16 protein-coding genes are annotated in these 18,680 nt (G+C 51.0%); 10 read left to right on the plus strand and 6 right to left on the minus strand.

What is annotated here, in order from left to right:
• Positions 1-106: 106 nt before the first annotated feature.
• Positions 107-4,948, minus strand: coding sequence for a PKD domain-containing protein (locus tag Q0577_RS01535; protein WP_298732096.1), 4,842 nt, complete (start codon positions 4,946-4,948; stop codon positions 107-109).
• Positions 4,949-5,215: 267 nt separating this feature from the next.
• Here Q0577_RS01535 and Q0577_RS01540 point away from each other — a divergent pair, with 267 nt between their 5' ends.
• Positions 5,216-5,902 (plus strand): rhodanese-like domain-containing protein, encoded by a 687-nt coding sequence (locus Q0577_RS01540; RefSeq protein ID WP_298732098.1) that lies wholly within the window; start codon positions 5,216-5,218, stop codon positions 5,900-5,902.
• A gap of 205 nt (positions 5,903-6,107) precedes the next feature.
• On the opposite strand, the gene Q0577_RS01545 is transcribed toward Q0577_RS01540, so the two are convergent.
• Positions 6,108-7,616 (minus strand): carboxypeptidase M32, encoded by a 1,509-nt coding sequence (locus tag Q0577_RS01545; protein WP_298732100.1) that lies wholly within the window; start codon positions 7,614-7,616, stop codon positions 6,108-6,110.
• Between the two features lie 40 nt (positions 7,617-7,656).
• On the opposite strand from Q0577_RS01545, the gene Q0577_RS01550 reads away from it, so the two are divergent.
• From Q0577_RS01550 to Q0577_RS01570, 5 genes are all read left to right on the plus strand, one after another.
• Positions 7,657-8,751, plus strand: a complete 1,095-nt coding sequence (locus Q0577_RS01550; protein ID WP_298732102.1) for a Nif3-like dinuclear metal center hexameric protein — start codon at positions 7,657-7,659, stop codon at positions 8,749-8,751.
• Between the two features lie 8 nt (positions 8,752-8,759).
• Entirely contained in the window at positions 8,760-9,512 is a 753-nt protein-coding gene (locus Q0577_RS01555; RefSeq protein WP_298732104.1) for a C4-type zinc ribbon domain-containing protein, read from the plus strand.
• 137 nt (positions 9,513-9,649) lie between these two features.
• The gene (locus Q0577_RS01560; RefSeq protein ID WP_298732106.1) at positions 9,650-11,134 is read left to right on the plus strand and encodes a hypothetical protein; all 1,485 of its coding nucleotides are present in this window, start codon (positions 9,650-9,652) and stop codon (positions 11,132-11,134) included.
• A gap of 183 nt (positions 11,135-11,317) precedes the next feature.
• Entirely contained in the window at positions 11,318-12,973 is a 1,656-nt protein-coding gene (recN, locus tag Q0577_RS01565) for a DNA repair protein RecN (protein WP_298732107.1), read from the plus strand.
• A 156-nt stretch (positions 12,974-13,129) separates the two neighbouring features.
• Positions 13,130-13,942, plus strand: a complete 813-nt coding sequence (locus tag Q0577_RS01570; RefSeq protein WP_298732109.1) for an SDR family oxidoreductase — start codon at positions 13,130-13,132, stop codon at positions 13,940-13,942.
• A 124-nt stretch (positions 13,943-14,066) separates the two neighbouring features.
• On the opposite strand, the gene Q0577_RS01575 is transcribed toward Q0577_RS01570, so the two are convergent.
• Complete coding sequence (locus Q0577_RS01575; RefSeq protein WP_012794455.1) at positions 14,067-14,288, minus strand: DUF2795 domain-containing protein; 222 nt, start codon at positions 14,286-14,288, stop codon at positions 14,067-14,069.
• A 101-nt stretch (positions 14,289-14,389) separates the two neighbouring features.
• Between Q0577_RS01575 and Q0577_RS01580 the strand changes: the two genes are divergently transcribed.
• Complete coding sequence (locus tag Q0577_RS01580; protein WP_298732111.1) at positions 14,390-15,049, plus strand: ABC transporter ATP-binding protein; 660 nt, start codon at positions 14,390-14,392, stop codon at positions 15,047-15,049.
• On the opposite strand, the gene Q0577_RS01585 is transcribed toward Q0577_RS01580, so the two are convergent.
• From Q0577_RS01585 to gatC, 3 genes are read right to left on the minus strand one after another with little or no spacing between them, the layout of a single operon-like run.
• Complete coding sequence (locus tag Q0577_RS01585; RefSeq protein WP_298732114.1) at positions 15,046-15,606, minus strand: cob(I)yrinic acid a,c-diamide adenosyltransferase; 561 nt, start codon at positions 15,604-15,606, stop codon at positions 15,046-15,048. The two genes, Q0577_RS01580 and Q0577_RS01585, sit on opposite strands and share 4 nt — an antisense overlap.
• A gap of 10 nt (positions 15,607-15,616) precedes the next feature.
• Complete coding sequence (locus Q0577_RS01590; protein WP_298732115.1) at positions 15,617-16,336, minus strand: ABC transporter ATP-binding protein; 720 nt, start codon at positions 16,334-16,336, stop codon at positions 15,617-15,619.
• A gap of 9 nt (positions 16,337-16,345) precedes the next feature.
• On the minus strand, positions 16,346-16,636 hold the full coding sequence (gene gatC, locus Q0577_RS01595; RefSeq protein ID WP_298732117.1) for an Asp-tRNA(Asn)/Glu-tRNA(Gln) amidotransferase subunit GatC: 291 nt from the start codon (positions 16,634-16,636) through the stop codon (positions 16,346-16,348).
• Here gatC and Q0577_RS01600 point away from each other — a divergent pair.
• From Q0577_RS01600 to Q0577_RS01610, 3 genes are all read left to right on the plus strand, one after another.
• Entirely contained in the window at positions 16,635-16,889 is a 255-nt protein-coding gene (locus Q0577_RS01600; protein ID WP_298732119.1) for a hypothetical protein, read from the plus strand. The genes gatC and Q0577_RS01600 overlap by 2 nt on opposite strands.
• A complete protein-coding gene (gene trpS, locus Q0577_RS01605; RefSeq protein ID WP_298732121.1) occupies positions 16,868-17,875 on the plus strand; it encodes a tryptophan--tRNA ligase in 1,008 nt (335 codons plus the stop codon). Before Q0577_RS01600 ends, trpS begins: the two co-directional genes overlap by 22 nt.
• Positions 17,876-17,984: 109 nt before the next feature.
• The gene (locus Q0577_RS01610) at positions 17,985-18,620 is read left to right on the plus strand and encodes a deoxynucleoside kinase (protein WP_298732123.1); all 636 of its coding nucleotides are present in this window, start codon (positions 17,985-17,987) and stop codon (positions 18,618-18,620) included.
• Positions 18,621-18,680: the final 60 nt, after the last annotated feature.

Genomic DNA, 18,680 nt, shown 5'->3' on the forward strand with positions numbered 1-18,680 from the left:
AAATAGCAGTTGGCGGCTAATTGTTAGCCGTTAGTAAACAAAGCGAAGATCATTTTCGCCTCCATCACTAACGGCTAACAGCTAACTGCCAACTGCTATTTATCTGCTATCTGAGCACCGTCACATTTCCCTTCATCGTAAACGTCTCATTCGAATCGCACACCAGCTCTGCATAGTAAATGAACACATCGGGGTTCACAGGAATGCCCTGGAACTTACCGTCCCAACCGCTGGTGGGGTCATCGGTGCTCAGGTTGCTGCGTTCGAATACCAGTTGTCCCCAGCGGTTGAATATCCTGAACACTTTAACGTTCCGCACGCCGCGGCCACGGATGTAAAAGATGTCGTTCTGCCCGTCTCCGTTGGGCGTAAAGGTGTTAGGCAGGAATATGGAGCTGGATTCGCATACCAGCCTGATATTCAGACCATCTGTGGCTGTACAGCCGTACTGGTTGGTAACGGTGGCGAAATAATTGATGTTGGACCTTGGCAAAACCAGCGGCGTTTCACAGTCTATACAGCTGAGCCCTTCGGCAGGCCTCCACTGTATGCTGGTCACATCTGTGCTTAATACCGGCTGCAGGCGTACTTCAGACCCGGTGGCTACTACCAGGTCCGGGCCTACATTGATCTCAGGAGATGGATGTACCGTCACAACCGCAATGGCGGTATCGGTAAAGCAGGCATCATTGCCATAGCCTATTACCTGGTAGGTGGTCGTGTTTTCCGGACCGGCAATCGGGTTATTAATATCAGCACGGTTCAGTCCTGTTTCGGGTATCCATCTGTAGGTCACGGCGCCGCCCGCGTTCAGCTGTACCTTGTTGCCGTGGCAGATAGATACATCAGTGGTGTTTACTTCGAAACGGCGGCTAACGGTGATGGATATATCTGCTTCACGCATACAGCCAAAGGCATTCTGCGCTATCACGTGATAGGTGGTGTCCCGGTCAGGTGTAATCTCGGGTGTGGTGCTGCGCGGGTCAGAAATATTGTAGTCGGTCCAGGTAACCTGCGTGCCTGCGTCTACGTTAGCCTGCAGTTGCAGCGGGCTCCCTTCGCACACAACCGCCTGTTTGGGTGTTGGGTCCAGCAGCGGATAAGGACGTACCTGGATGGTGCTGCCGGCGGTATCAGGACAGGTGCCATCGCCATTGCTGATGGTCAGCACCACAGGAATATCACCGGGCGTTTCAAAAGTAAGGGCAGGCGGTGTAGTCACATCGTACAGATCCTGTCCCACTCTCCAGTGCCATTGGGTACCAGCCAGCTGTTTACGCTCACGTCCCTGTAGTTGTACCTCGCCACCGGCGCAAAGCGGTGTCAGTGGCAATATCTCCGCCTCTGGCTGGGGCGACACCACAGCCGGTAGTGTAATGGTATCCGTACATCCCAGGGAGCTGGTTACCAGCAGGTGTACCTGGTAAACCCCTGTCTGCGTATAAAAGAAGCGTGGGTTACGGCCGGTGGCAATATCGTCTGTTCTACCCGGTACACCAAAATCCCACTGGTAGGTCATGGCTTCGCCCAGCTGATCCAGGGTAACGCTGCTGCTGTTATCCATGAAGTAGATAAAGCCACTGTCGCAGGCCGCCGCATTATCCATCGTAAAGCGGGCCGTTACCTTATCTGCCACGATGGTGTCATTACCCAGCGCAGGTACCTGGCAGCCTTTGGCGTCTTCCAGGATCACCCTGGGGTAGTAGATGCCTTCTTTCGGATAGGTATAATCGGTAGTCGGTGTAGTGGTGGTTACCAGGTGACCATCGTCAAAGTCCCAGATATATTTTACGGCGTTGGTGCTCGTAGCGCTCATGCTGATGTGCAGGGGCATACATCCTTTGGTAGGAGTGGCAGACTGCCTGCCGTCAGGGCCGTCTATGAAGATGTCCATGGTGGTATCTACCGCGCATCCACCGGCGGTGCTAACGGTAAGGGTTACGGTATAGGTGCCCGGGCGACTGTAAGCATGGCTGGGTGATTCCAGCGGAGAGGTGCTGCCGTCACCAAATTGCCAGGCCACTTCGTCATAGTCTGAAGAGCCGTTGGTAAACGGCACCAGTACGGGCGGACAAGGCGCAATGTCATCGGGCACAGTAAACGCGGCCTGCGGGTTGCGTACGGTAATAAAATGCAAAGCCTCCTGGCTGGCCATACAGCCGTCACTATCGGTTACCGTCAGCTTGATGGTATAAACGCCGGGCGCCGTGTAAGTATGTTGCGGAGCGGCTTCGGTGCTAACGCCGCCATCGCCGAAGCTCCAGTCAAAAGTAAGGTTGTTGCCGATGGAGTTGTTGGAGAAACCAAAAGCTTTCTGCAGGCAGGCTTCCTGCTGTGGTACCACGATCGATGCATTTACCACATTCACATTCACGTTCCTGGTAACACTTGAAGTGCAGCCAAACTGGTCTGTTACCGTCAGCCTTACGGGGTAACCCGTCATGTTCGGGAAAGTGTGCGGGTAACCCACCGGCTGCGTGGTAAGTGTATCCGGCTGGCTGCCATCGCCAAAGTTCCATATCCAGGAAGTGATGACGGTGGTAGGAAAGGCGGGAACGGAAGCATCTGTAAAGGTGAAAGGCGTTTCCCTGCAATTACCGGTGAAGGTAAAATTGGCCGTAATGCCGTTGATGGTAACGGCAACGGTGTTGGACACCGTCTGGCAGCCGTTCAGGTCTTCTATGGTCACTACAACGTTAAAGTTGCCGGGCGTATTATAGGTGTGATTGTATACAGCATCCGGGTCAAAATCGGCAGCGTCAATGGTTTGCACGGTACCATCCCCGAAGTCCCAGCGGTAAAACCGGATCAGGTTGTTGTGGATGGTGTCTGCATTGGTGATGGTAAAGCCGATAGCATTGCCGGCGCAAACGGCGGGCGCTGTAGGGGCGATAGCCACCTTTTCGTCGATGATCAGTACCTGCTGTGTTGTGGTGGAGGTACAGCTGCCATTGTCTACCGTAAGCCTTACCGTATAGGTACCTGCTGCTGCATACGTGTGTAAAGGCGACTGCAGGGTAGAGGTGTTGCCATCCCCGAAGTCCCACAGCCAGCTCCTGGATACGCTGGCGCCAAAGTCAGACTGGTCATTGAACTGGCGGTCGTATTTGTTCACACAGTCGGGCAGCACGGTGAACCTGGCCACCGGCGGGTATATTTCAATGAGCATGGGTTTAACCAGGGTAGACGGACAGCCGTTGTTGAACACAGTCAGTATTACATCATGCTGGCCTATCTGGTTAAACTGGTGGGCAGGATTCTCTGCCGTTTCAGTAGAGCCGTCCTGCGGGAACTGCCATAGCCATTCATCGCCCGGCGGAACAGACCTGTTGATGAAGTGGAAGATGTCCGGCTGACAGCCCCTGGTTTTATCCACCTCGAAATCAACAACTGATCTGAAACCGGCTTCTATTACAGCGGTAGCCGTAGCAGTACAGCCGCTCTGTGTGACGATCTCCAGCGTTACGGTAAAGTCTCCCTGGGTAGTCCAGGTATGGCTGGGTCTTTCCAGGTTGGAAGTAGTGCCATCGCCGAAATTCCAGTTATAACCTACCACCGGGTCTATGCTCACAACGGTGGGTATGAAATTGGAGCTGAAGGGAACACACCCGCGGGGCGTATCTACAAAAAAGGTAACTGTAGGTTCCTGTATCTGTATATAATCCGGTTTTGTAATGTTCACGCTACAACCGGCAGCATTGGATGCCTGAAGGCTCACGGTATAATTACCCTGGGCAGCATAACTGTGGCTCACGGTTTGCCCGCTGCCGGTGGCGCCATCGCCAAAGTTCCAGGTCCAGGTGGTAGCGCCTGTCGTTTGTGCGTTGAAGTTAACGATGGTGGGCACCCGGCAGGATATGGCGGGAGTGCCCGTAAAATCAGCGGTGGGCAGCGGGTTTACGCGAATGGTCCTGGTGATGGTTTCCTGGCAGCCACCGGTTCCGGTAGCCGTCATGGTGATGGGATAATCGCCGGGCTGCGTAAAGGTATGTGTGATGTTAACGCCGTATTGTGTGCTGCCATCCGGGAAATCCCAGCGAGCCGTTTGTGGCGCAGGAGTAGTTCTGTTCTCCAGTGTCAGCGGCTGGTTTACACAAACGTTGCCGACAGCGGCAAAATCGGGCACCATCCGCACGATCTGGATATAATTCGTTTCAGTCAGTGTCTGGCTGCATCCGCCTGCTGCGGTGGCAGTCAGGCGTACGGTAAACTGACCTTCCGTTGTATAGGTATGCTGTGGCGTTGCATCGGTACTGGTGGCGCCGTCCCCAAAATCCCAGAGGTAGGTCATGGCCGAGCCATTGGGCGAGGTGCTGGTGTTGGAGAAGTTGACGGTCAGCGGGGCGGTACAGCTGCTGCGAACATCGGCAGCAAATCGTACAACAGGCGGTTCCTGGATGTTGATCTGCCTGGTGGTGCCATTCGTACAACCGTGACTGTTAACAACGATCACAGAGGTGGTCTGGTTGCCGCTCAAGGTATAGGTATGAGTAGCCGTAGGCCCGGTACCGTTAGTGCCGTCGCCAAAGTCCCAGGTAATGCTGGTAATGGAGCCGTCTCCCGGGGCGCTTTGGTCGGTAAAAGTCACTGCCAGGGGGGTACATCCTCCCGGTACGGAGGTGCTGAAGGCGGGAATGGGTTTCCGGTACACGGTAACATCTTTTTCCCTTGTTACAACCGCGCCATCGGGATAGGTAACGGTTAAGGTGATTTTGTAAACACCGGCGTTGTTAAAGATCCTTCCGGGGTTAGGGTCAGATACATCTGCGCCTACGCTGAAGCTCCAGTTCACGGTACTGTAACCGGGATCAGAGAGGTTGGTGAATTGTACGGCCAGTGGTTCGCAGCCGTTCCACCGGTCGGCATCAAAATCCACGTGATGGGTTTGGGCAACAGCTGGTAAAATGTGGCATAATAAGATGGATACCAGGAAGGTGGAGCGTCGCAAAAGTTGCTTCCATTGGGCAGACCAATGACGACATAGGTGTAGTTGGCATTTCATGGTTATGGCAATAGGTATATCGGTATATCCTGTCTACTTTTTCTGATTTTCGTCCCCGCCGGTCAGCTATAAAGTATAGGCATAAAAACAGGAATAAAAGTAAGCATTTTATATTGCAATATGTGCTAATATTAGTAAGCTTGTACTGCTGAAAACAGCAATAAGGTGATAGTCACCGGTTTTTTATGATCTTTGTATTGGAAAAAGAATGATATGAAATTTTGCCTGAACGTATTACCTGCTGTAGCGGCTTATTTGCTGTTTACATCCTATGCAGTGGCCCAGACCGTAAATGTGGAAACTTTTGACAAAGGTATGCACGCGGAGAACGTGCAGCTGTTTGATGTAAGAACCGCGCAGGAGTTCAGCTCCGGCCATATCAGCGGTTCATTGCAGGCGGATTATACCAATCCTGCGGAGTTTGCAGAACGGGTACAGTATCTCGATAAACAAAAGCCCGTTTACATTTACTGCCTCAGCGGCGGCCGTAGTGCGGCAGCGGCTAAATGGATGCGTGAAAATGGTTTTAAAGAGGTAGTGGAAATGGATGGCGGTATACGAGCATGGAAGGAAGCCGGCAAACCCCTGGAAGGTGCGGCCGCAGAAAAGCAGCTGGCGCTGAATGATTTCAGGGAGTCTGTTCAGCATGGCCTGGTGCTGGTGGATGTTGGCGCAGCATGGTGTCCGCCCTGCCGGGCAATGGAACCGGTGCTGCAGGCCTTCCTGAAAGAACATCCGGATGTGAAGCTGGTAAAGGTAGACGGCGGAAAAGACCAGGAGGTGATGCAGGCAATCAGCGCCAAAAAATTACCCACCTTTGTTTTCTATAAAGCGGGAAAAGAGGCATGGAGGAAAGAAGGTATTGTGGAAAAGAAGGAACTGGAAGCCGTGCTGCAGTGATGGTTGGTACCAGTTCCGTATCATTCCCGGTATACCCCCTCTTTACCCCGCAGTTTACCGGGTAGATCTGTATAGATTCCCCGGACATTATCCGGATGAAGCGTATTGATGTTGCATAGATGTCGTATCTCTTTAAGAGGTACTTCATCGCTACTATATCGCTACTATATCTCTACTATATCCTGGGAGCAGACTTTTACTGCTTTCAGCTATAGATCTCCCCGAACTTCTCTTCTGCATATTGCAGGAAATACTGAAAATCCAGCGGTTTGCCGGTCACCTTTTCACACAGTTCGTTTGAAGTATAAAAGCGGCCGTGGGCGTGTACGTTTGCACGCAGCCAGTCCAGTAATGGCTTAAACTGCCCTGTTGATACCTGTTCTGTAAGTCCGGGCAGTTGCTGTTGTGCCGCAGCAAAAAGCTGTGCCGCGTAGAAGCTGCCGAGCGAATAAGTAGGGAAGTATCCAAAGCTGCCATGCGACCAGTGAATGTCCTGCAGGATGCCCTGGTTATCGCCGGGGGGTGTAACGTGCAGGTATTCCTGGTAGTAGCGGTTCCATACCTGGTCCAGGTCTTTGGTGGTGTAAGTGCCTTCCAGTAAGCCCTTCTCAATTTCATAGCGGATCATCACGTGAAAGTGGTAGGTCAGCTCATCGGCTTCCGTGCGTATCAGGGAGGGCTGTACCTGGTTGATGCCTTTATAGAAGGCGGTCAGCGGCACCTCTTTCAGGTGCTGCGGGAAGCTTTGCTGCAATTGCGGGTAGTAATGCTGCCAGAAGGCCAGGCTGCGGCCTACGTTGTTTTCCCAGAGGCGTGACTGTGATTCGTGAATGCCCAGGCTGGCGGCCTCTCCGCAGGGAAGGCCGTATTCATCTACCGGAAGTCCCTGCTCATATAGGGCGTGGCCGCCTTCATGGATGCAGCTCCAGGTCATATTGCCGAAATCATTTTCATCAATACGGGTAGTAACCCTTACGTCCTGCGGGTTGAAGCTGGTGGTGAAGGGATGTTCAGAAATATCCTGGCGGCCGGCGGCCATATCATACCCCATATCTTTCAGCAGGGCAATGCCCAGCTGCCATTGCTGGTTGCGGTCATAGTGTTTGTGCAGGAAGTCCTTGTTTACCTGGGGGCGCTGTTCTATACGGCGCAGCAGCGGGGTAAGGGCTTTCTTCACATCGTCAAAGATGGTATCCAGCATGGCGGTGGTGGCGCCTTTCTCGTATTCGTTAACAAGTGCATTGTAGGGATGGCCCTCGTATCCCAGTATGCCGGCTTCCTGTTTTTTCAGCTCCGCCATTTTTGACAAAAGGGGCTCAAACTCCGCATAGCTGTTGGCTTTACGCGCTTTGATCCAGGCATGGTAGGCGGCATTGGTGGCCTGAGACAATGCTGCCACAAAGGTGGAGGGGTATTTTTTGTTCTTCTCGTAATCTTCGAGCGAGAGGGCCACGTTCTTTTGCTGTACAGCGCTCAGGTCTGTACGCTGGTGCAGCTCCTTTAACAGCTCGCCCAGCTCACTGGCGGTGAACATTTCATGGGCAATGGTAGACAGCGTGGTCAGTTGTTGTCCGCGGAAGGCCGCTCCCTTCTCCGGCAGGTAGGTTTCCTGGTCCCAGCCTAATACCGCCATGGCATTGCGCACGTCTGCAATCTGCTGCATTTTCTCTTTGTAGCGGCTATAAAGTTCATTGGATGATGTTACGGTCGTCATGACGGCAAATTAATAATTTAAAATCCATTAATTTTCGCCTATGAAGATAAAGGATATCATCAACGCCATAGAATCATTCGCACCCCTGCAGTACCAGGAAAGCTATGATAATGCAGGGCTGCTGTTTGGCCATCCGGACTGGGAGCTGAGTAATGCATTACTGAGCCTGGATGCTACGGAAGCAGTGATAGACGAGGCGATTGCACGTAACTGTAACCTGGTGGTGGCCCACCATCCCATTGTATTTGGCGGACTTAAAAAGATCACCGGCAGCAATTACGTGGAGCGGGTGGCCATCAAAGCCATCAAGCACGATATCGCGGTATATGCCGCCCATACCAATCTCGATAATGTGCGGGACGGGGTATGCGGGATGATGGCGCAACGCCTTGGCCTGGAGCAGTGCCGGGTGCTGGCGCCCAAAAAAGACGTACTGAAGAAGCTCTTTACCTTTGTGCCCCATGCGGAGGCTGAAAAGGTGAGGGCGGCCCTGTTTGCCGCGGGAGCAGGCCATATCGGCAACTACAGCGAATGCAGCTTTAATGCCGAAGGCAGCGGCACCTTTAAGGCGGGAGCGGGAACGGATCCTTTTGTGGGGCAGCAGGGACAACGGCATACAGAGCCGGAAACCAGGCTGGAAGTGATCTTCCCCCTGTACCTCGAAGGACGGGTGATACAGGCCCTGCTGAACAGCCATCCTTATGAAGAGGTGGCTTATGATATTGTACGGCTGGATAATGCATATCAGCAGGTGGGCTCGGGCCTGATCGGCACGCTGGCGCAGCCCATGGAGGAGACCGCCTTTCTGCAGCTGGTAAAAGAACAGTTCCAGACAGGCTGTGTACGCTATACGCCTTTAAGGGGCCAACCGGTAAAAAAGGTGGCCCTTTGCGGGGGAGCGGGCAGTTTCCTGCTGAAGAAAGCCATTGCCGCCGGGGCGGATGCCTATATCTCTGCCGACTTCAAGTACCACGAGTTCTTTGATGCTGAGAACCAGCTTATTATAGCAGATGTGGGTCATTTTGAAAGCGAGCAGTTCACAGTTGAATTATTTTACAATATTTTGACCGAAAAATTTCGTAATTTCGCGCCTCTTAAATCTACAATTCGTACAAATCCGGTAAATTATTTATAAAACAATATATGGCTACTGTAAAAGAATACTCCGTAGAGGAAAAACTGGTGTCTGTACTCAAGCTGCAGAAGATAGATTCCAAGCTGGACGAGATCCAGGTACTGAAAGGAGAGTTGCCAATAGAAGTAAAAGACCTGGAAGATGAGGTGGAAGGGCTGAATACCCGCCTGTCTCATGTGGAAGATGAACTGAGGGGCATCCAGGACTTTATTGCCAACAAAAAGGCAGCGATCAAAGAGTCCGAGGCATTGGTAAAGAAGTATGAGAAGCAGCAGGACAACGTAAAGAACAACCGCGAGTTTGAAGCTATCACAAAGGAAATTGAAATGCAGACGCTGGAGATCAAACTGGCGGAAAAGCATATCAAGGACGCTAACGAAGAAATAAAAGACAAGACCAGGTTACTGGAATCTGCCAAGAAGGCGATCGTTGATAAAGAAGCGAACCTGAAGCACAAGAAAGGCGAGCTGGAAAAGATCATCGGTGAAACTGACAAGGAAGAAAAGCAGATCCGTAAACAGAGCGAGGAAGCCCGTACCAAGGTAGAGCCCCGCTTACTGGCTGCCTACGAAAAGATCCGCAAGAACTACCGTAACGGTCTGGCTGTGGTATCTATCGTGCGTGATTCCTGCGGCGGCTGTTTTAACGCTATCCCCCCTCAGCGTCAGGCAGAGATCCGTCAGCGTAAGAAGATCATTGTATGTGAGCACTGCGGTCGTATCGTGGTAGACAATGACCTGGAAGCTACGGTAACGATCTAAGTTCGTTTTTCAAAGAAATAATCAGCAGTTGACAGTCAGGTATCCTGGTTGTTAACTGCTTTTTTTGTACCAGCGGGTAAGCACTGGTCACTGCCGCCTGTTAAAACGTTTGGAACGGAATTTGACTACCTTTGGCCATGCGTATTTTCCTAACGCTCACGTTGTTGAGTATCTTTTTCTCCGCTTCTGCCCGTCAAAAGGCATATGATTTTAATACACGCTGCCAGCAAGCCTATGAGGCCATCATGCAACTGCGCATTGATGATGGGAAGGCGCTGCTGGAAGCTGAAAAAAGGGAACATCCTGATAACCTGATCCCTTACTTTCTTGACAATTACGCTGATTTTTTCCCCTTGTATTTTAATGAGGATCCGGCCATGTATAACGCCCGGAAGGGGTTACGCAGCACCCGCCTTTCAAAGATGGAAGAGGGCCCGGAAAGCTCGCCTTATTACCTGTACACACAGGCGGCCATCAAATTCCAGTGGGCACTGATCCGTATTAAATTCGGGGATCGGTGGGATGCCGGATGGGAAATACGCAAGGCTTACCAGACCCTGAAAGACAACCAGCGCAAGTTTCCGCAGTTCCTGCCCAATACGATGCTGCTGGGCACCATGCAAACCGTGTTCGGCACCATTCCCGATGGTTATAAATGGGTGAGCAATATGCTGGGCATGAAGGGCAGCATTAAAGACGGTATGCATGCCCTGCAGAATTTCATTGACAGCAATGCGCCGCAGGCACAGCTTTTCAGGCCGGAAGCCTGCTATTATTACTGCTATCTCAAGCTCACCATGGAGAATAAGCCGGATGAGCTCTGGCAGTTCATCCAAAGCCGTCACCTCGATACCCGTAACAACTACCTGTTTGCCATCATGGTGGCCAACCTGGCCCTCAACAACCAGAAGGCGGAGATGGGCGTTAAAATACTGACAGAACGGAACCAAAGTGCGCAATACGCAGATATAGTTTATGAAAACTATCTGCTGGGTATGTTGAAGCTGGTGCGCATGGAGGATGACGCCCATGTATACCTGGAGAAATTCGTAAATAATTTCAAAGGCAGGTTTTACCTGAAACAGGCCTTACAACGCCTCAGCTGGTACTATTACATTCATGGCAATATGGATGCGGCCAATAAGTACCGGGCCATGATACTTACCCGTGGCAGCACTGATATTGATGAAGATAAGCAGGCACTGAAGGAAGCGAAAAGCGGTAAATGGCCCAATGCCGTGCTGCTGAAAGCACGCCTGCTGAGCGATGGCGGCATGTTCAGTGAAGCGCTGAAACTATTGCAGCATAAGAAAGCGGCAGATTTTGCGCTGATAGAAGAAAGACTGGAATATGCCTATCGCCTGGGCCGTATCTATGATGAGATGGGCATGGATGATCAGGCCATCCAGATGTATGAGGCCACTGTAAAGGCAGGGGCCAACCGCCCCGAATATTTTGCGGCAAGGGCGGCCCTGCAGATGGGATATATTTACGAGAAACGTAACGACAAAGTTAAAGCCCGGCAATGCTTCCAAAGCTGCCTGGATATGCAGGGCCATGATTATAAGAACTCGCTTGATCAGCGGGCCAAAGCCGGGATACAACGGGTGAACGGCAAATAACCAGACAACCTGATCCGCCGGACGGCGGCATACAGATCCGGGGGTGCGCAAATACATTTCGTTCCCCCGGATTTATTTTGTGCAGGTGATGTTCGGGGAATCAGCGTGGCGGATTGTGCATAACTTATTGTTTAAATTTCGGGCTTTTAATTTTAATTCGTACCAGTAACGCAAACTCCCTATATGTTACAGAAACTGACTGTTAAGAATTACGCGATCATTGACCACCTGGAGATCGATTTCTCCGGCAGCCTTAACATCATCACAGGTGAAACGGGCGCCGGTAAATCTATCCTGATGGGGGCATTGTCTCTGATACTGGGGGAAAGGGCAGATCCGGGGGTGTTATTCGACAAATCCGGCAAATGTGTGGTAGAAGGGCTGTTCAGGATCAAAAAGGCGCAGGTGGCTGAATTTTTTCAGCAACATGAACTGGACCAGGAAGAAGACAGCCTGATCATACGCCGGGAGATCAGCGCCGCCGGTAAGTCGCGTGCATTTGTAAATGATACGCCGGTAAACCTCTCCCAGCTGGCAGACCTGAGCGGATACCTGGTAGACCTTCACCAGCAGTTTGATACGCTGGAACTGGAAAAGAGCGATTTCCAGCGCAGGGTGATAGATGCTCTGGTAAATAAACCCGAGCAGCTGCAGCAGTACCAGCAGCAATGGCAGCGCTATACCCAGGTGCAGCGCAACCTGAAACAGCTGCAGGAGCAGCGCGATAACGCCAATAAAGAGCTGGACTATAACAAATTCCTGCTGGATGAGCTGGAGGATGCAGCATTTACAGACAATGAGATCGAGTTGCGGGATGCAGAACTGAAAACATTGTCGCATGCCGAAGAGATCAAGAATACCCTCAGCAAAGCGGTTTTCCAGCTGAAGGAAGATGAACAGCCGGTGCTGCAGCAGCTAAGGCAGCTGCAATCATCTTTGCAGGGGCTGTCCGGCTTCCAGGCAGAGCTGCCCGGCCTGGCAGAAAGACTGCAATCTGCTTACCTGGAATTACAGGATATCGCAAATGAAATAGAACGTATCAACGACGGCGTACAACACGATGCCGCCCGGATAGAGCAGGTGAATGAAAGGCTGGCCACCGGCTACCGCCTGATGAAGAAGCATGGGGTGCAAACCACCGCAGACCTGCTGGAAGTAAAGGCGAACCTTGCAACGAGGGTGGAAAGCGCGCTGAATACAGATGAGCAGATCGCACAGCAGGAAAAGGAACTGGACACGCTGCTGCAATCGCTGCGGAAAGTGGCAGATGCTATCACTGCACAACGCAGGCAGCAGGCAGCGCCCTTTGAAAAGAAGGTAAACGCACTGCTGGCGCAGGTGGGGATGCCCAATGCCTGTTTAAAAGTAGATATCAGCGCCGGTCAGCTGCAGGCTTACGGGCAGGATAATATTGAGTTCCTGTTTGATGCCAACAAGAGCGGCCAGTTTGCGCCTATACGAAAAGTGGCATCGGGCGGTGAATTAAGCCGTTTGATGCTGTGCATCAAATCGCTGGTAGCGCAGTCTGTAGCACTGCCCACGCTGATCTTTGATGAGATAGACACTGGCATTTCTGGCGAGGCCGCCAGGCAGGTAGGCGTGATCCTGAAAGACCTGGCGCGTGCGCACCAGATCATCTGCATTACGCACCAGCCGCAGATAGCCGGCAAAGCGAACGCACATTACTTTGTATATAAAGAAAGCCGAGGTGGCAAAGTGACCACCGGCGTACGTTTGCTCTCACAGGAAGAACGCATCAACGCCATTGCCCAGATGCTGAGCGGTGAGAAGCCTACGGCAGCTGCGCTGGAGAATGCAAGGGAGATGGTGATGAATTGATTAGCTGCCAGCTGTTGGCGGTTAGCTGTTTGCTGGTGAACGTTGGTAGGTAGTTATTAGTTGTTAGGGAAAATTAATTGCCTCAGGCACTAACGGCTAATGACTAACAACTAACAACTATTTATACTATTTTTGCCGAAATTAATTTTTGACCCAATGGCTCATAACTTATTAAAAGGAAAAAAAGGTATCATATTCGGAGCGCTGGACGAGCAGTCTCTTGCATGGAAAACAGCGATCCGCTGTGTGGAAGAGGGCGCCGAGATCGTGCTTACCAATGCACCTATTGCTTTGCGTATGGGGGAGATCAAGAAGCTGGCGGAAACCTGCAAAGCGCCCGTGATCCCAGCCGATGTTACTAACCTGGATGACATTAAGAACCTGTTCACCAAATCCATGGAGCATTTTGGCGGTCAAATAGACTTCGTGTTCCACTCCGTAGCAATGGGCATGAACGTGCGTAAGGGCAGGCCTTATACCGATCTTGATTACGATTTCAACCACAAGACCTTCGATATCTCTGCCATATCATTACACCGGGTGCTGCAAACAGCCTACCAGATGGACGCCATTGCGGAATGGGGCTCTGTAATAGCGCTGACCTACATCGCAGCACAGCGGGTATTCCCTGACTACAGCGAGATGGCGGATGCAAAAGCCCTGCTGGAATCTATTTCCCGCAGCTTTGGCTACCACTATGGCGTGAAGAAGAAAGTACGTATCAATACGGTTTCACAGTCGCCCACCAGGACTACAGCCGGCAGCGGTGTGAAAGGGTTTGACGGCTTTATCTCCTATGCAGAGAAAATGAGCCCCCTGGGTAACGCTACTGCAGACCAGTGCGCTGATTACTGTGTGACCCTGTTCTCAGACCTTACCCGCATGGTAACGATGCAGAACCTGTTCCATGACGGCGGTTTCTCCTTTACAGGGGTTTCGGCTGCAGTGGTAGAACAGATGGAGAAATAATAAAGGTTGTCAGCTGACAACTATAAATAAAGAGCCGTCCCGTTTAGCAAGCGGGGCGGCTTAATTTTTTTGTTGGATAGGAGGACGCCAGAGAAGGCAATAAGGCGGATGGGTGGTTCTCTATCTAGTATTCATCCTCATTAAAGAAGAAGTCATCCTGGGATGGGTAGTCGGACCAGATGTCCTCTATTCCTTCGTAAATTTCTCCCTCATCTTCCAGTTCCTGTAAATTTTCGATCACTTCTATGGGTGCACCGGAACGGATGGCATAATCTATCAGCTCGTCTTTCGTAGCTGGCCACGGAGCATCCTCCAGGTATGAAGCTAATTCTAATGTCCAGTACATGTTAATAAAATTTTTACTTTCTTTAAATTTTGGCAAAAGTATTATTTAATTTGAAATAAACAACTATTACTATTTTAAAGGTTAATTACTTTTCTTTGAGTATGTTAGTTGCTCGCAATCTTACCAAAAATTATTCCAACTTACAGGTGCTGAAGGGGGTGGATGTATCTGTCAGCAAGGGAGAAATCGTAACCATTGTAGGTTCTTCCGGGGCAGGGAAAAGCACCCTGCTGCACCTGCTGGGAACCCTGGACGTCCCGTCATCCGGCGAGGTATGGCTGGGCGATACCAACCTGACTGCCCTGAAGGGAAATGCGCTGGCAGACTTCCGGAACCGTCATATCGGGTTTATTTTCCAGTTCCACCACCTGCTGCCTGAGTTCACCGCGCTTGAGAATGTTTGTATCCCCGGGTATATTGCGGGCGCCTCCAATGGGAAGGTGCAGAAAAGGGCAGAGGAGCTGCTGGACACCCTGGGATTGAAAGACCGTGCAGGGCACAAGCCCAACCAGCTATCAGGGGGAGAGCAGCAAAGAGTGGCGGTGGCCCGGGCCCTGATCAATAACCCGGATATTGTGATGGCAGATGAGCCAACGGGAAACCTGGATTCAAAGAATGCGCGGGAATTACATCAGCTGTTCCTGGAGTTGCGGGATAAGCTGAACCAGACTTTTATCATTGTGACACATAATGAAGAACTGGCGCCATTGAGCGACAGGCAGCTGGTGATGAAGGATGGGAAGATCATCAGCGGTTCTTAAACCCTTGGTTTCCAGGCAATCTCCGCCACCCCCAGCTGGTGGCCAATCCAGCGGGCCAGTACAAACAGGTAATCACTCAGCCGGTTTAAATATTGTAACACCAGCGCTTCTACGGGGAGTCCTTCTTCCTGCATACCCACGCATAAACGTTCTGCGCGCCTGCATACACAGCGGGCAATATGACAGGTAGACACTGCCACATGTCCGCCCGGCAGGATAAAAGATTTCATTTCCGGCAGTTCACCGTTCATCTTATCAATACTGGTTTCCAGGAGTGTTATATCTTCTGCATGCAGGTCGGGGATGCTCATTTTCGTCTCTTTATCCGGATCGCAGGCAAGGGAGGAGCCGATGGTAAAGAGGCGGTCCTGTATCTCTTTCAGCAGGGAATTGGTGGCTTCGTCGGTAATGTGGTCATTCACCAGGCCAATGTAGGAGTTCAATTCATCGACCGTACCGTAGGTCTCTATACGAATATGACTTTTGGGCACCCGGGTGCCGCCTATCAGGGCTGTTTTGCCTTTGTCGCCTGTTCTGGTGTAGATCCTGAATGCCATGGTTGCTGCTTTAGGAGTTCTGCTCTGCCTTCAGGTGCCTTTCATTTACGCGGTCGGTTTCGATCACGCCGTCCCTCAGGCGAACAATGCGCAGTGCATGGTCTGCAATGTCTTCTTCGTGGGTAACCAGTACAACGGTATTGCCGGAAGCATGGATGTTACCGAATATTTCCATGATCTCAACGGATGTTTTGGTATCCAGGTTACCGGTGGGCTCATCGGCCAGGATCATGGACGGGTCGTTCACCAGGGCGCGGGCAATGGCCACACGCTGACACTGACCGCCCGACAGTTCGTTGGGCTTATGTTTGTAGCGCTCTCCCAGTCCTACCTTTTTCAGCATTTCCAGTGCTTTCTCTTCCCGGTCTTTCTTGGAAATACCGGCGTAGATCAGGGGCACGGCCACATTTTCGAGGGCGGTAAGGCGCGGCATCAGGTTAAACTGCTGGAATACAAAGCCAATTTCTTTGTTGCGTACATGCGCCAGCTGGTTATCTTCCATCTGGCTGACATCGTGTCCGTTCAGCACATATTTGCCGCTGGTAGGAGTATCCAGGCAGCCCAGCATATTCATGAGGGTGGACTTACCGGAACCGGAAGGTCCCATCAGGGCCACATACTCATTTTTGAAGATGTCGAGGGAAATGCCTTTCAGTACCGGCAGTTCGTTACGGCCGATAAAGTAGCTTTTACGGATGTTTTCCAGATGGATGACAGAAGATGGGCGCATAGTACAGCATTATTTCTTGATAACTTTCGGCACTTTGAAATACTGATCGCTGGCAGAAGGGGCGTTCTTCAACGCTTCTTCCCGGGTTATGGAAGGGATGACCTTATCCTCGCGGAATACGTTATAGTTCTCCGTAAGGAACAGCAGGGGTTTAACATGGGTAGTATCCAGCTCATTCAGCTTCTCCACAAAAGTGATCATCCGTTGCAGATCCTGCTGGATACCGGCTTTTTCTGCTTCGCTGAAATCAAGCCTGGCGAGTTCTGCCAGCTGTTGTACCAATGCGTCATTTACTTCCATGATCAAATTAAATGATATTTCCTCAAATGTAGTGAATCAAAAATCCAAATCCCAAAATCCAAATCCCAAAATCCAAATTCCAAATGGAGGTGTGGGCTTACACGAAGATAGTCTGGAATTTGGAATTTGCCCTTCGGTATCTGGCTTTGGCCCTAAGCCTTTGTTATTTGGTATTTGGTATTTGGAATTTGACCCATGGTCTTTGGAATTTGGTTATTTTTGCAGCCCATTATGGCAACAGGAAAAGAAATAGTAGTTAGCGGTATACGCTCTACAGGATTTTTACATTTAGGCAATTACTTTGGCGCGATCCGCAATTACATCCGGATGCAGGAAGATTTTAACTGCTACTTTTTTGTGGCAGACTGGCATTCGCTGACCACTCATCCTGATCCTAAAGACCTGCGGGGCAATGTGTTCCGTGTATTGGCGGAAAATATCGCCTCGGGGCTGGATCCTGAAAAAGTGGCTCTATACGCCCAGAGCGATGTGCCGGAGATTGCCGAGCTGTACCTGTTGCTGAATATGCTGGCTTACAAGGGAGAGCTGGAGAAAGTACCTACTTTTAAAGATAAGGTGCGCCTGCAACCCCAGAACGTGAACGCCGGGCTGCTGACCTACCCGGTGCTGATGAGCGCCGATATCCTGATCCACCGCGCGGTAAAAGTACCGGTAGGGAAGGACCAGGAACAGCACCTGGAAATGGCGCGCAACTTTGCCCAGCGCTTTAATGGCCGTTATGGCGAGCTTTTCCCCGAACCGGTAGCCTTTAACTTTGGCGACAACCTGATCAGGATACCCAGCCTGGATGGAAACGGTAAAATGAGCAAGAGTGAAAATGAAATGGCTACCCTGTACCTGGCCGATACCGATGATATGATCCGTAAGAAGGTCATGAAGGCCAAAACCGACAGCGGACCTGCCGAAGAGGGCGCCCCCATGCCCGAAACCATTGCCAACCTGTTTTTGTTAATGCAACAGGTATCTTCACCGGATGTGACCGATAAGTTTAAAAAAGACTATGAAGACCGTTCTATCCGTTACGGAGATATGAAAAAACAGCTGGCAGAGGATATGGTTAACTTCATAGCCCCCATCCGTGAAAAAGCAAAGGAGCTGCAGCAAGATCAGACCTACCTGAACCGTATCATGAAAACCGGCGCTGAAAAGGCGCGTGCAAGTGCGGCACAAACTTTGCAAGCAGCAAGAAAGCTGATAGGGATCGAGTATTACGGGTGACCACAGCCGTAAGCGAAGAAATAGGCTTAAAAACGCAATTTATTGCGTAAATTATCCTTTTGTATTGCACTTACTGAAGCATAGGACTTTTACTTACCACAATAAAAGCATGGCAAAACAGAACAAGATCAAGCACATCGCGATTGCGGGGAACATTGGTGCGGGTAAAACCACCCTGACCGAATTATTGGCCAAGCATTACAAATGGGTACCCCAGTTTGAAGATGTAGAACACAATCCCTACCTGAATGATTTCTATGAAGATATGCCCCGCTGGTCGTTTAACCTCCAGGTATACTTCCTCCACGGCCGTCTGAAACAGCTGCTGGAGATCCAGAACGGAAAAGACACTGTTATCCAGGACCGCACCATCTACGAGGATGCGCACATTTTTGCGCCTAACCTGTATGAAATGGGCCTGATGACCAAAAGGGACTTCGACAATTATTTCAACTTCTTTGAAACGCTGAAGTCTATGGTAAAGCCGCCAGACCTGCTCATCTACCTTCACGCTTCCGTGCCCACCCTGGTGGCCCAGATCCAGAAACGCGGCAGGGAGTATGAAGAGAACATCCGGCTGGACTACCTCAAAAGGCTGAACGAATATTACAATAACTGGATCGAGAAATACCAGGAAGGGCCGCTGCTGGTAGTAGATATCGACAAGAACAAATTTCCCGACAGCGAAGAAGACCTGGGAGAGATCATTTCCAGGATCGATTCCCAGCTATACGGCCTGTTTTAATTTTTTCCCTTTTTACTTTTTTACTTAGTTTAGCCCCTCTCTCTGCTGCAAGCTTTCTCC

The organism is uncultured Chitinophaga sp., assembly GCF_937898475.1.
Classification (GTDB): domain Bacteria; phylum Bacteroidota; class Bacteroidia; order Chitinophagales; family Chitinophagaceae; genus Chitinophaga.